This is a genomic window from Sulfitobacter sp. R18_1 (genome assembly GCF_017743915.1).
GTDB classification, from domain to species: domain Bacteria; phylum Pseudomonadota; class Alphaproteobacteria; order Rhodobacterales; family Rhodobacteraceae; genus Sulfitobacter; species Sulfitobacter faviae.
Window position 1 is genome coordinate 38756 of the sequence record NZ_JAGHRG010000003.1, and the last position, 14065, is coordinate 52820.

General features: G+C 64.5%; 11 protein-coding genes. 6 read left to right on the plus strand and 5 right to left on the minus strand.

All coding sequences use genetic code 11. The annotated features are described in order from the left end of the window. The first annotated feature begins 65 nt into the window (after positions 1 to 65). Positions 66 to 2912, plus strand: coding sequence for an aminomethyl-transferring glycine dehydrogenase (gene gcvP, locus J7392_RS07750; RefSeq protein ID WP_209217035.1), 2847 nt, complete (start codon positions 66 to 68; stop codon positions 2910 to 2912). 34 nt (positions 2913 to 2946) lie between these two features. Here gcvP and J7392_RS07755 read toward each other — a convergent pair whose 3' ends face one another. Together J7392_RS07755 and J7392_RS07760 are read right to left on the minus strand one after the other, a co-directional pair. Next, the gene (locus tag J7392_RS07755; protein WP_209217036.1) at positions 2947 to 5478 is read right to left on the minus strand and encodes an FtsX-like permease family protein; all 2532 of its coding nucleotides are present in this window, start codon (positions 5476 to 5478) and stop codon (positions 2947 to 2949) included. Continuing rightward, positions 5475 to 6143, minus strand: coding sequence for an ATP-binding cassette domain-containing protein (locus J7392_RS07760; protein WP_209217037.1), 669 nt, complete (start codon positions 6141 to 6143; stop codon positions 5475 to 5477). Before J7392_RS07760 ends, J7392_RS07755 begins: the two co-directional genes overlap by 4 nt. Positions 6144 to 6193: 50 nt before the next feature. On the opposite strand from J7392_RS07760, the gene J7392_RS07765 reads away from it, so the two are divergent. Next, complete coding sequence (locus J7392_RS07765; protein WP_209217038.1) at positions 6194 to 6850, plus strand: arylesterase; 657 nt, start codon at positions 6194 to 6196, stop codon at positions 6848 to 6850. A 49-nt stretch (positions 6851 to 6899) separates the two neighbouring features. On the opposite strand, the gene J7392_RS07770 is transcribed toward J7392_RS07765, so the two are convergent. Further along, entirely contained in the window at positions 6900 to 7106 is a 207-nt protein-coding gene (locus J7392_RS07770) for a cold-shock protein (RefSeq protein ID WP_209217039.1), read from the minus strand. A 331-nt stretch (positions 7107 to 7437) separates the two neighbouring features. Here J7392_RS07770 and J7392_RS07775 point away from each other — a divergent pair, with 331 nt between their 5' ends. Together J7392_RS07775 and preA are read left to right on the plus strand one after the other, a co-directional pair. Further along, positions 7438 to 8769 (plus strand): NAD(P)-dependent oxidoreductase, encoded by a 1332-nt coding sequence (locus J7392_RS07775; protein WP_209217040.1) that lies wholly within the window; start codon positions 7438 to 7440, stop codon positions 8767 to 8769. Between the two features lie 25 nt (positions 8770 to 8794). Then, on the plus strand, positions 8795 to 10108 hold the full coding sequence (preA, locus tag J7392_RS07780) for an NAD-dependent dihydropyrimidine dehydrogenase subunit PreA (RefSeq protein ID WP_209217041.1): 1314 nt from the start codon (positions 8795 to 8797) through the stop codon (positions 10106 to 10108). A 24-nt stretch (positions 10109 to 10132) separates the two neighbouring features. Here preA and J7392_RS07785 read toward each other — a convergent pair whose 3' ends face one another. Then, positions 10133 to 10345, minus strand: a complete 213-nt coding sequence (locus J7392_RS07785; RefSeq protein WP_209217042.1) for a hypothetical protein — start codon at positions 10343 to 10345, stop codon at positions 10133 to 10135. A gap of 99 nt (positions 10346 to 10444) precedes the next feature. Further along, on the minus strand, positions 10445 to 11083 hold the full coding sequence (locus J7392_RS07790; protein WP_209217043.1) for a TetR family transcriptional regulator C-terminal domain-containing protein: 639 nt from the start codon (positions 11081 to 11083) through the stop codon (positions 10445 to 10447). Between the two features lie 156 nt (positions 11084 to 11239). Between J7392_RS07790 and J7392_RS07795 the strand changes: the two genes are divergently transcribed. Together J7392_RS07795 and hydA are read left to right on the plus strand one after the other, a co-directional pair. Beyond that, complete coding sequence (locus J7392_RS07795; protein WP_209217044.1) at positions 11240 to 12490, plus strand: Zn-dependent hydrolase; 1251 nt, start codon at positions 11240 to 11242, stop codon at positions 12488 to 12490. 72 nt (positions 12491 to 12562) lie between these two features. Beyond that, a complete protein-coding gene (hydA, locus tag J7392_RS07800; protein ID WP_209217045.1) occupies positions 12563 to 14023 on the plus strand; it encodes a dihydropyrimidinase in 1461 nt (486 codons plus the stop codon). Positions 14024 to 14065 lie beyond the last annotated feature (42 nt).

Consider the following 14065-nt stretch of genomic DNA (forward strand, 5'->3'; position numbering starts at 1 on the left):
GTCGCCCCATGGGCGGCGCGCCACAAAGAGGGGGCGCCCTGCCGCGCCGTGACGAGGAACCCGACATGAGCTTCAAGCCCACCGATTATCTGCCCTATGATTTCGCCAATCGGCGTCACATTGGCCCGTCCCCTTCCGAGATGTCTCAGATGCTCGATACCGTGGGCGCCGAGAGCCTTGATGCGCTGATCGACGACACGCTGCCGAAAGCAATCCGCGCGAAAGAACCGCTGGATTTCGGCAAGGCGATGAGCGAGCGTGAGGTGCTCGAGCACATGCGCCGCGTCGCGGGCAAGAACAAGGTGCTCACCAGCCTGATCGGGCAGGGGTACCATGGCACCGTCACGCCCCCGGCGATCCAGCGCAATATCCTTGAGAACCCGGCGTGGTACACGGCCTATACGCCCTATCAGCCCGAGATTTCGCAGGGCCGTCTGGAGGCGCTCTTGAACTTCCAGACCATGGTGAGCGACCTCACCGGGCTGGAAATCGCGAATGCCTCGCTGCTCGACGAGGCCACTGCCTGCGCCGAGGCGATGACCATGGCGCAGCGCAGTTCGAAATCGAAGGCCAAGGGTTTCTTTATCGACGTGAACTGCCACCCGCAGAACATCGCCGTGATGAAGACCCGCGCTGAGCCTCTGGGCATCGAGGTCATCGTTGGTGAACCCGAGGAGATGGAGGCCGAGAAGGTCTTCGGTGCGATCTTCCAGTATCCCGGCACCTACGGCCATGTGCGCGACTTCACCGATCACATGGCGGCGCTGCACGAGGTCAAGGCCGTGGGCATCGTCACCGCCGACCCGCTGTCGCTGACCCTACTGAAAGAGCCGGGCGCCATGGGCGCGGACATCGCCGTGGGCAGCACCCAGCGGTTCGGCGTGCCCGAGGGCTACGGCGGCCCGCATGCCGCCTATATGGCTTGTAAGGATTCCATGAAACGTGCCATGCCGGGGCGGATCGTGGGCGTCTCCATCGACGCGCACGGCAACCGCGCCTACCGCCTGTCGCTGCAGACCCGCGAGCAGCACATCCGGCGTGAGAAGGCCACGTCGAACGTCTGCACCGCGCAGGCGCTGCTGGCCGTGATGGCCTCGATGTATGCCGTGTTCCACGGGCCGGAAGGCCTCAAGGCCATCGCGCAGCGCATTCACCGCAAGACCGTGCGTCTGGCCAAGGGGCTGGAGGCCGCGGGCTTCGAGGTGCAGCCGGCTGCCTATTTCGACACGATCACCGTCGAGGTCGGCCCCCTGCAGGCCGCGGTGATGAAATCCGCCGTGGACGAGGGCATCAACCTGCGCCGCGTGGGCGAGACCCGCGTCGGCATCACGCTCGACGAGCGCACCCGCCCTGACACGATCGAAGCGGTCTGGCGCGCCTTCGGCATCCGTCAGGCGGATGATGATTTCACGCCCGAGTACCGTCTGCCCGAGGGGCTGCTGCGCACGAGCGATTACCTCACGCACCCGATCTTCCACATGAACCGGGCCGAGACCGAGATGATGCGCTACATGCGTCGCCTCGCGGACCGTGATCTGGCGCTCGACCGGGCGATGATTCCGCTCGGCTCCTGCACCATGAAGCTGAACTCGGCTGCCGAGATGATGCCGGTGACATGGCGCGAGTTCTCGCTCATCCACCCCTTCGTGCCCGCTGATCAGGCGCTCGGCTATCAGGAAATGATCGACGATCTCTCGGACAAACTCTGCGAGATCACCGGCTATGACGCGATTTCCATGCAGCCGAACTCCGGCGCGCAGGGCGAATACGCGGGCCTGCTGACCATTGCCGCCTATCACCGCGCCAAGGGCGAGGGGCACCGCAACATCTGCCTCATCCCGATGAGCGCCCACGGGACCAACCCAGCCTCGGCCCAGATGGTGGGCTGGAAGGTCGTGGTGATCAAGACCGCCTCTAACGGTGACATCGACCTTGAGGATTTCCGCGCCAAGGCCGAACAGCACAGCGAGAACCTCGCCGGTTGCATGATCACCTACCCTTCGACCCACGGCGTTTTCGAGGAGACCGTGCACGAGGTGACCAAAATCACCCATGACCACGGCGGGCAGGTCTATATCGACGGGGCCAATATGAACGCCATGGTGGGTCTCTCGCGCCCCGGCGATCTGGGCGGCGACGTGAGCCACCTGAACCTGCACAAGACCTTCTGCATCCCGCATGGCGGCGGCGGCCCCGGCATGGGGCCCATTGGCGTGAAATCGCACCTGATCGCGCATCTGCCGGGCCACCCGAACGAGGAAGGCGCCGCCGTTTCGGCCGCGCCCTACGGCTCGCCCTCACTGCTGCCGATCTCTTGGTCCTACTGCCTGATGATGGGCGGGGACGGTCTGACGCAGGCGACCCGGGCGGCGATCCTCAACGCCAACTACATCGCCAAGCGGCTCGAAGGGGCTTACGACGTGCTCTACAAAGGCCCCTCTGGCCGGGTGGCGCATGAATGCATCATCGACGTGCGCCCCTATGAGGAGACGGCGGGGATCACCAACGAGGATGTCGCAAAGCGTCTGGTCGACTGCGGCTTCCATGCGCCGACCATGTCTTGGCCGGTGGCGGGCACGCTGATGGTGGAGCCGACCGAGTCCGAGACCAAGGCCGAGCTGGACCGTTTCTGCGATGCGATGCTGGCGATCCGCGAGGAGATCCGCGAGATCGAGGAGGGTCGCATGGACCGCGCAAACAACCCGCTCAAGAACGCGCCGCATACGGTGGAGGATCTGGTGGTGGAATGGGGCGACCGGCCCTACAGCCGCGAGCAGGGCTGCTTCCCGCCCGGTGCCTTCCGCGTCGACAAATACTGGCCCCCGGTCAACCGTGTCGACAACGTGCACGGCGACCGCAACCTGATCTGCACCTGTCCGCCGCTGGAGGATTACGCCGAAGCGGCGGAGTAAGGTTCAGACCCAGACAACACCTAAGGGCGCGGGATCATTCCTGCGCCCTTAGCATATCCGCGGGCCGCGCGTTCAGTGCCTTCAGCGCAAAGCCCAGACCGGCCAGCACCGTGGCCAATACCCCGCCCGCGATGATCAGAAGCGCATTGGGCCAGACCACGGCGAAATCAGTCTCCATCACGAAATGGCTCACGGCCCAGCCGCCAGTGATCCCGGCCAGCAGCGCCACCGCTCCGGCAAAGAGACCGAGCAGCGCGGCGCGCAGCACAAAGCTGGTGGCGATGGCGCGGCGCGAGGCGCCCATGGTTTTCAGCAGCGCCGCCTCATAGCTGCGCGCGCCGGTGCCTGCGGCGGCGGCCCCGATCAGCACCATGAACCCCGTCGCCAGCGTGGCCAAGGCGCCAAAGGAAATGGCAGAGGCGAGCCCGGCCAGCACCGCCGCCACCCGGTCGATCGCATCGCGCACGCGGATGGCGGTGATGTTGGGGTATTCGCTGGCAAGATCGCGCAGAATGGCCGCTTCGGCTTCGGGTTCGGCATAGACGGTCGAGATGAAACTATGCGGCGCGCCTGCAAGGGCGGCGGGGTTCATCGTCAGCACGAAACCGATCCCGGCGGTCGAGAAATCAACCTCGCGAAAGCTGGTGATCGTGCCGGTGATGTCGCGGCCAAGGATGTTGACGCTGAGCGTATCGCCCAGTTCCAGCCCGATCTCTGCGGCCTCTTCGGCGGCAAAGCTGATCTGCGGATCGCCGCTGTAATCCTGCGCCCACCATTCCCCCGCCGTGATCCGCGTGTCTTCGCCCGGCTGCGCGGCATAGGTCACCCCGCGGTCGCCGCGCACGACCCAGTGATCGCCCGCAACCTCACGCGCGGGGCGTCCGTTGATCTGGGTGATCACACCGCGCAGCATCGGGGCGCTTTCGATGCGCGACACGGCCGGATCGCCCTCAAGCCGCGCGGTATAGCCGGGCATCTGGTCTTTCTGGATGTCGACGAAAAAGTAGGAGGGCGCCACATCAGGCAGGTTGCCCGAGATTGCCCGGCGCAGGTTGCCATCGATCTGCCCCACCGCGGCCAGCACCGAGAGGCCGAGGCCAAGCGCCAGCACCACCGCCGTCGCCCCTTCGCCGGGGCCGCCGATGGCCGCCAGGGCCCACCGCAGGCGCGGATGGCCCCGCGCCCGGCGGGCCGCAGCACGGGCCAGCAGACGCAAGAGCGCCGCCGCCAGCGCCAGCACCACCAGCGTCACGGCCAAGCCGCCCAGCGTCCAAAGCGTGAGCGACCACGAGCCGTTGAACCAACCCGCCAGCGCAAGCAGAGCGGCCAGCAGCAGCGCCATCGCGACGAGGTAGGGCGCGGCGGGCCAAGGTGATTGCCGTTGCCAGTCGTCGCGGAATAGGGTCGCGGCGCGGACATCGGCGCTGCGCGCGAGCGGCCAGAGGGTGAAGAGAGCGGCGGTCAGCAGCCCGTAGAGCGCGGCCTCAATCAGCGGGGCGGGGTAGATGGTGAAACGCGCGGGCAGGGGCAGGCTTGCCTCGATCAGCGGCGAGAGCAGCAAGGGCAGTCCCGCCCCGATCAGCAGGCCAAGGGCGACCCCGACCATGGCCAGAATGCCGACTTGGATGAAATAGGTCTGAAAGATCGTCGCTCTCGACGCCCCCATGGCGCGGAAGGTGGCGATGACGGCGGTTTTGCGTTGCAGATAGGCCCGCACCGCTGCCGCCACGCCGACCCCGCCGACGGCGAGGCCCGAGAGCCCGACGAGCACCAGAAAGGCGCTCAGCCGTTCGACGAAACGCGCCACGCCCGGCGCGCCGTTGCGCGCGTCGGTCCAGCGCATCCCGGCATCGGCAAAACGCGCCTTGGCCTCTGCTTCGAGCGGGGCGAGGGCGGTGCCCTGGGGCAATTCGAGACGGTATTTGCTGTTGAAAAGCGTGCCGAGGGCAAGCAGGCCGGAGCCTTCGAGCGCCGCGCGTTTGACCAGTGTGCGGGGCCCAAGGGAAAAGCCGCTGGCGGCGGAATCCGGTTCGCGTTTGATCAGCGCGGTCAGGGTGAACTCCGCCTCGCCAAGCGCGAAAGTGTCACCGGGGGAGAGGGCCAGCCGATCCGCCAGTGCCCGCTCCATCACCGCGCCGGGCAGGGCGGCGGCGGTGGGTGAAAGGGCTTCTTCCAACGGCAAAGCGGGGTCCAAGACCATCTCGCCGATCAGCGGATAGAGGTCATCGACCGCCTTGACCTGCGTGAGCGCGCGTTCGGAGGTCTCGCCCCCGCCGGTGACCGCCATGGAGCGGAACTCGACGATCTCGGAGACGCGCGTGGCGCGTTCGGCCATCCAGTCGCGCTCTTCGGGGGTGGCGAAACGGTAGGTGAAATCTAGCTCGGCATCGCCGCCCAGAAGGGCCGCGCCCTCGGCCTCCAATCCGGCTTCGATCGCCGCGCGGACGGTCCCGACAGCGGCCAGCGCGGCCACGCCGAGCGCGAGACAGGCCAGCAGCAAGCGAAACCCCCGCAGGCCCCCGCGCATTTCCCGGCGGGCGAAACGGGCGGCAAGGCGCAGGCTCATGCGAGACGCCCGTCGCGAAGTTCCACCACCCGGTCGCAGCGCTGCGCCAGATCATCGGCGTGGGTGACCAACACCAGCGTCGCGCCATGGCGGTCGCGCAGTTCAAACAGCAGGTCCATGATCGCGGCCCCGTTGCGGCTGTCGAGGCTGCCCGTCGGCTCATCCGCCAAAAGGATCGCGGGGCGGGGTGCTGCGGCGCGCGCGAGTGCCACGCGCTGTTGCTCGCCCCCCGACATCTGCGCGGGGTACTGGTTGATCCGGTGGCCCAGTCCCACGGCCTCAAGCTCGGCCCGGGCGCGGTCAAAGGCATCATCGGCGCCGGAAAGCTCCAGCGGGGTGGCGACATTCTCAAGCGCGGTCATGGTGGGGATGAGGTGGAAAGACTGAAAAACAATCCCCATGCGCCCCTGCCGGAACTGTGCCAACCCATCCTCGCGCAGCGCGCTGAGGTCATGGCCAAGGGCCATCACCGTGCCACAGGTTGCCCGCTCCAGCCCGCCCATGACCATCAGGAGCGAGGATTTGCCCGACCCGGAAGCGCCGGTCAGCGCGATGCTCTCCCCTTGCTGGACCTGCAACGAAATGCCGCGCAGAATATCGACGGGGCCGGCATTGCCCTTGAGGCTCAGCGTGACATCTTGAAGGTCATAGACAGGGTCGCTCATCGGGTCGCCTTTGGCTTGGGATACGTGATGGATATGGAGGTCCGCGAAGGATGCGCAAGGTATTGATCTGTTTTGCCTTTATTTTAGGCAACGCGGCGCAGGCCGAGGAGGTGGTGATTGCAGCGCTCGGCGACAGCCTGACCCAAGGCTACGGGCTGCCCGCCGAGGAGGGGTTCGTGCCGCAATTGCAAGGCTGGCTGGACGCCGAGGGGGTCGAGGCCAAGATCCTCAACGCGGGCGTGTCGGGCGATACCACCGCTGGCGGGCTGGCGCGGGTCGACTGGACCCTGACGCCCGAGGTGGACGCGATGATCGTGACGCTGGGGGGCAACGACCTGCTGCGCGGGCTGGACCCGGCGCAGGCGCGCGGCAACATCGATGGCATCCTTGCGGCTGCAAAGAAGGCGGAGGTGGAGGTGCTCTTGGTCGGCATGAGCGCGCCGGGCAACTACGGGGCAGGCTATAAGGCGGAGTTCGAAGGGCTCTACCCCGATCTGGCCGAAGCTTACGGCACGCTGTTCTACCCGGACTTCTTTAACGGCCTGCTGGCCGAGGAAAAGAATGCCGCCAGCGCGCGGAGCGAGACGGTGCAGCGCTATTTCCAAGGCGACGGCATCCACCCCAATGCCGAAGGCGTGGCGCTGATCGTGGAAGACATCGGCCCCGCGGTGGCAGAGCTTGCCGCCCGCGCCGCCGAGCGCCGCTAACAAAAACGGACGCCGCAGCGTCCGTTTCGATCCTCATGATGTGGCCCGTTCAGGCCAGCGCGATGTTGCTCGCGCTTTCGCGGCCATCGCGGCCCGCTTCGACGTCAAAAGTGACCTTTTGGTTGTCGGCCAGCCCGGTCAGGCCTGCACGCTCCACTGCGGAAATATGGACAAAGATGTCTTTGCCGCCCGCATCCGGTGCGATGAAGCCGTAGCCTTTTGTCGTGTTGAACCATTTTACGGTGCCAGTAGCCATGCCCCGTGTCTCCCTTTCTTTGATCTGCCCGCAACATGCGGCAGCGCGGCTCGGTCGAATTCGTGATCGCTGGAGCCTTAGGGCAGCCGGGTCGAAAAGTCTTCGCGTCGCAGTTGTGATATTGGAATCTCTATTTTTAAAATCAAGGATTTTTACGGGGCGAGGGGCCGCAAGCAAGGAAGCGCCCATGAAATATAACCTGCCTGTTACAAAACTGGCAGGCATCTCGGGATTTTCCGGAAGGCGCGGTTTTCAAAAATTTACCAGTTGATAAAAAAATGATTCCATGAGAGCGTTTTCAAAACACCAAGAAAACGACAGGGATTTTGATATGGCACGAGATGTGTTTGAGCCGGGGATCGTTCCGGGGCGGTTAGAACCGCAGAGCTATGCCGAGGGGTTTTCGGATCTTCATCCGCCCTTGGACGAACATGAGGCACTGGTCGCGGCGGACCGCTGTTACTTTTGCCACGACGCGCCCTGTATGACGGCCTGCCCAACCGACATCGACATTCCGCTCTTCATCCGGCAGATCGCCACCGGCACGCCCGATGCGGCGGCCAAGACGATCCTGAGCCAGAACATCCTTGGCGGCATGTGCGCCCGGGTCTGCCCGACAGAGACGCTCTGCGAAGAGGTCTGCGTGCGCGAGGTGGCTGAGGGCAAGCCGGTGTTGATCGGCCAGTTGCAGCGCTATGCGACGGATCATTTGATGGCGCAGGGCGTGCATCCCTTCGAGCGGGCCGCAGCCACGGGCAAGCGTATCGCAGTGGTGGGCGCGGGGCCGGCGGGCCTGTCCTGCGCGCACCGTCTGGCGATGCTGGGCCATGATGTTGAGATCATCGACGCGCGGCCCAAGCCCGGCGGGCTGAACGAATATGGCATCGCGGCCTATAAGACCCCGAACGGCTTCGCGCAGGCCGAGGTGGATTGGCTGATGCAGATCGGCGGGATCACCTTCCGGCATGAGGTTGCCGTGGGCCGGGATGTCACTCTCGATGAGCTAAAGGCCGATTACGATGCGGTTTTCCTCGGGATGGGGCTGGTCGGCGTTAATGCCCTCGGGGCCGAGGGCGAGGATAAGGCCGGGGTTGCCAATGCGGTCGATTTCATCGCCGAACTGCGGCAGGCCAGCGATATCTCCGGCGTGCCGATTGGCCGCGATGTGGTGGTGATCGGCGGCGGGATGACGGCGGTGGACGCGGCGGTGCAGGCGAAACTGCTTGGCGCGTTGAATGTGACGCTGGTCTATCGCCGCGGGCGCGACCGGATGAACGCGAGCGTGTTCGAGCAAGACCTCGCCGCCTCCAAGGGGGTGCGGATCGTGATCCATGCGGTGCCGATTGCGGTGCATGGCAACGGGTCGGTGCGCGAGATCGAGTTTGAATATGTCGATGAGGCGATGAAGGGCACCGGCCAAACCCTGCGTCTGCAAGCGGATCAGGTGTTCAAGGCTATCGGTCAGACGCTGTTGGGCGAGGGGCTGCCCGAACTCGACGGGCGCAAGATCAAGGTCGACGGCACCGGGCGCACCAGCCTCGACGGGGTCTGGGCCGGGGGCGACTGCGCCGGCGGCGGCGATGACCTGACGGTGACCGCCGTGGCCGAGGGCCGCGACGCGGCGGTGGACATTCACACCACATTGATGGGGGCGGCAGGCTGAGGCCGCGCCGAGAGGGAGACATAACATGGCTGATCTGAGAAGCGATTTCATCGGGATCAAATCCCCCAACCCGTTCTGGCTGGCCTCCGCCCCGCCGACGGACAAGGAATACAACGTGCGCCGCGCCTATGAAGCAGGCTGGGGCGGGGTGGTCTGGAAGACCCTTGGCTCCGAAGGGCCGCCGGTGGTCAACGTCAACGGCCCGCGCTACGGCGCGATCTGGGGCGCGGATCGGCGGCTGTTGGGCCTCAACAACATCGAGCTCATCACCGACCGCCCGCTGGAAGTGAACCTGCGCGAGATGAAGGTGGTGAAACGCGACTATCCGGATCGCGCGCTCATCGCCTCCATCATGGTCCCTTGTGAGGAGGAGGCGTGGAAAGCCATTCTGCCGCATGTGGAGGAGACCGGCGCCGACGGGATCGAGCTGAACTTCGGTTGCCCGCATGGCATGGCCGAGCGGGGCATGGGCTCTGCCGTGGGGCAGGTGCCGGAATATATCGAAATGGTCACCCGCTGGTGCAAGATGTACACCCGCATGCCGGTGATCGTGAAGCTGACGCCGAACATCACCAACGTGATCTACCCTGCCGAGGCCGCCAAGCGCGGTGGTGCGGATGCGGTGAGCCTGATCAACACGATCAACTCGATCACCTCGGTCGATCTGGATCTCTTCGCGCCTGAGCCCACGATTGACGGCAAGGGCACCCACGGCGGCTATTGCGGCCCGGCGGTCAAACCCATCGCGCTCAACATGGTGGCCGAGATCGCCCGCAACCCTGAGACCCACGGTCTGCCGATCAGCGGCATCGGCGGCGTCACCACATGGCGCGACGCGGCGGAGTTCCTTGCCCTTGGCGCGGGCAATGTGCAGGTCTGTACTGCGGCGATGACCTATGGATTCAAGGTGGTGCAAGAGATGATCTCGGGCCTGTCGGAATATATGGACGAGAAGGGGCTGACCTCGGTCGACCAACTGGTGGGCCGCGCGGTGCCGAATGTCACTGACTGGAACCAGTTGAACCTGAACTACGTCGCCAAGGCGAAGATCGATCAGGACCTCTGCATCTCCTGCGGTCGTTGCTTTGCAGCTTGCGAGGACACCAGCCACCAAGCCATCGCCATGTCGGAGGATCGCACCTTTACCGTGATCGAAGAGGAATGCGTCGCCTGCAACCTCTGCGTCAATGTCTGCCCGGTCGAAGACTGCATCTCGATGGAGGAACTGGCGGCGGGCACCACCGACCTGCGCACGGGCAAGACGGTGACGCCGGATTATGCCAATTGGACCACGCACCCCAATAACCCCTCCGTCCACGCGGTCGAACCGGCGGAGTAAGACAAGACCCGCCGCGCCCCGCGTTCAGGACTTTCTGCGCGTCGGGGCGGCGGTATCGGCAGCGGGGGGCGGTATCTCTGCCACCTCCCGCCGCGCCACGATCAGTGCCATGGCCGCATCCCGGGCCATCTCTTCGCGGGTGACGGGCGGCGCGCCCACTGGTTCATCGGACGCTGCCGGATTTGCGCCCTTCGCATCCCGCGCAGCCCCTGCGCCCTTTATATCGCCTACATTCATCACTGCCCCTTTACCTTGGAAGGAGCCCGCACCCGCGGGTAGACTGGGGTGTCATGTGTTAACGGGGGATTAAACGCAGGGCGCCACTGGCCGTTATGGTTAACCGTTTGGCGCTGGCGCGGGCTGGTCCAAAAGCGCGCCGAACATCGCCTGAAGATGGGCCTGCGCGCGGGGGCGGGGGTCGGTCTCGGCACCGAGCAGGATTTGCGCCTGCGCCTCGAAATCCGCGTAGTGCTGGGTCGTCGCCCAGATCGAGAATATCAGGTGCTGCGGGTCCAGCGCGGGCAGTTTGCCCGCCGCCACCCAGCCCGCGATCACGGCGCATTTCTCATCGAACAGAGGTTTGAGATGGCTGTGCAATTCCGGCTCGATCCGCGGGGCACCTTGCAGGATTTCATTGGCGAAAAGACGGCTCTCGCGCGGCAATTCGCGCGACATGGTCAGCTTGCGTTCGACATAGTCCAAAATCTCGCGCCGGGGGTCGCCTTCGGGGTCCAGTTCCACCAGCGGGTCGAGCCATGTTTCCATCAGCTGCGACAGCAAAGTGACGTGAATGTCTTCTTTGCCATTGAAGTAATAGAGAATATTCGGTTTGCTCAGCCCAGCCTCGGCGGCGATTTGGTCCAGCGTGGCACCCCGGTAGCCGTGTTTGGAAAAGACTTCGAGCGCGGCATCCAGAATCACCCGGCGGTTGCGTCGTTGGATGCGGCTGGGTTTCTTGGCGGTGCTTTCGGGCAAGGCAATGATCCTTGGTGCTGCTAAAAAAGGCGTTTGCCGGATCGGCGGTGGGTTGTTTCAAACCAGTTCTTGACAGAGCCTAACCTAATCGCAATCGTGGATTTACCAAATGGTAAAAAAACAACACGGCCCAAGCCGATGACAGAGGAGTGACCTATGCCCGCGCCCGGAGAGAACCTCAAGATTGATCCCGACCGTCTGTGGGATTCCTTGATGGAAATGGCCAAGATCGGCCCCGGCGTGGCGGGGGGCAACAACCGCCAGACGCTGACGGATGAAGACGCGGAAGGCCGCGCCCTGTTCCAGAAATGGTGCGAAGCGGCGGGCTGTACCATGGGGCTCGACCAGATGGGCAATATGTTCGCCCAGCGGGATGGCACCGACCCCGATGCGCTGCCGGTCTATGTGGGCAGCCACCTCGACACCCAGCCGACGGGCGGGAAATACGATGGCATCCTTGGCGTGCTCGGCGGGTTGGAGATCATCCGCACGATGAACGATCTGGGCATCAAGACCAAACACCCGATCGTCGTGACCAACTTCACCAACGAAGAAGGCACCCGTTACGCCCCCGCGATGCTGTCGTCGGGGGTTTTTGCCGGCATCCACACGCAAGACTGGGCTTATGCGCGCACCGATGCTGAGGGCAAAAGCTTTGGTGACGAATTGCAGCGCATCGGCTGGCGCGGCGAGGAGGAAGTCGGCGCGCGCAAGATGCATGCCTTCTTCGAGTTGCACATCGAACAGGGCCCGATTCTGGAGGCCGAGGGCAAGGACATCGGCGTCGTCACCCACGGGCAGGGCCTGAGCTGGACGCAGGTGACGATCACCGGCAAGGACAGCCACACCGGCTCCACCCCCATGCCGATGCGCCGCGACGCGGGGCTGGGCATGGCGCGCGTGCTGGAAAAGGTGAACGAGATCGCGCTCAGCCATGCGCCCCATGCGGTCGGCGCGGCGGGCCATATCGAAGTCTATCCGAACTCGCGCAATGTGATCCCCGGCAAGACGGTCTTTACCGTCGATTTCCGGTCGCCCGAACTGTCGGTCATCGAGGATATGGAGGCCCGTCTGCGCGAAGAGGGTCAAAAGATCGCCGACGATATGGATGTGCAGATCGAATTTGAAAAGGTCGGCGGCTTTGATCCCGTGGCCTTTGACGAGGGTTGCGTGACGGCTGTGCGCAACGCCGCCGAACGGCTGGGCTACAGCCATATGAGCCTGATCTCTGGCGCGGGCCATGATGCCTGCTGGATCAACCGCGTGGCCCCCACGGCTATGGTGATGTGCCCCTGCGTCGATGGTCTGAGCCATAACGAGGCCGAGGAGATCACCAAGGATTGGGCCAAAGCGGGGGCGGATGTGCTGCTCCATGCGGTGCTGGAGACAGCGGAAATAGAGGGCTGAACACTCGGGCGGAGGTCGGGGGTGCTGCCCCGGCCCCCCGATGTGAACAGCCAGAAAGATGGGGAGAGAAAGATGAGCAAGGTAATCAAAGGTGGCATGGTCTGCACGGCGGACCGGACGTGGAAGGCCGACGTGCTGATCGAGGGAGAGAAGATCAAGCGCATCGGCGAGGACCTTACGGGTGACGAATACATCGACGCGGAAGGCGCCTATGTGATCCCCGGCGGGATCGATCCGCATACGCATCTGGAGATGCCCTTCATGGGCACCACGGCGGCTGAGACCTTTGAGAGCGGCACATGGGCCGCGGCGGTGGGCGGCACTACGATGGTGGTCGATTTCTGCCTGCCCGGCGCCGATGGCAGCATCAAGAACGCGATCAACGAATGGCACCGCAAGTCGGCGCCGCAGATTTGCAGCGACATCGGCTATCACATGGCCGTCACCGGCTGGGACGAGACCGTCTTTAACGAGATGAAAGACGCGGTCGACATGGGGGTGAACAGCTTCAAGCACTTCATGGCCTACAAGGGGGCCTTGATGATCGAGGACGACGAGATGTTCGCCTCTTTCAAGCGCTGCGCAGAACTGGGCGCGTTGCCGATGGTCCATGCCGAAAACGGCGATCTTGTCGCCGAGTTGCAGCAGAAGTATTTCGATCAAGGCATCACCGGGCCGGAGGGCCATGCCTATTCCCGCCCGCCGGAGCTTGAGGGCGAGGCCGCGAACCGGGCGATCACCATCGCCGACACAGCAGGCGTGCCGCTCTATATCGTGCATGTTTCCTGCGAGCAGACCCACGAGGCAATCCGCCGGGCGCGGCAAAAGGGGATGCGGGTCTATGGCGAGCCGCTGATCCAATTCCTGACGCTGGACGAGTCTGAGTATTTCAACAAAGATTGGGACCACGCCGCGCGGCGCGTCATGTCGCCGCCCTTCCGCTCGAAAGACCACCAAGACAGCCTTTGGGCCGGGTTGCAGGCGGGCAGTTTGCAGGTGGTGGCGACGGATCACGCGGCGTTCAGCACCGAGCAGAAGCGTGCGGGCCGCGATGATTTCCGGATCATTCCCAACGGCTCAAACGGGCTGGAAGAGCGTCTGGCCGTGCTCTGGACCGAAGGGGTGGAGACGGGTCGCCTGACACCGAATGAGTTCGTCGCCGCAACCTCGACCAATATCGCCAAGATCCTCAACATCTATCCGCAGAAGGGTGCCATCGTCGAAGGGGCGGATGCCGATATCGTGGTTTGGGATCCGAAGATCACCAAGACGATCAGCCCGGCGAACCATCATTCGGTGCTGGATTACAACGTTTTCGAAGGCTTCGAGGTCAAGGCGCAGAGCCGCTATACCCTGAGCCGCGGCGAGGTGATCTGGGCCTGGGGTCAGAACAGCCAGCCGCAGCCCGGCCGAGGCCGTTTCGTGCCGCGCCCGGCCTTCCCGAGCGCCAATGTCGCCCTCAGCAAGTGGAAGGAACTCAACAGTCCCAAGATGATCAAGCGCGACCCGCTGAACATCCCGGCGGGGATCTGAGCGATGTAGAACCGCCACGACAACCGGGTAAAGTGCCGCGCT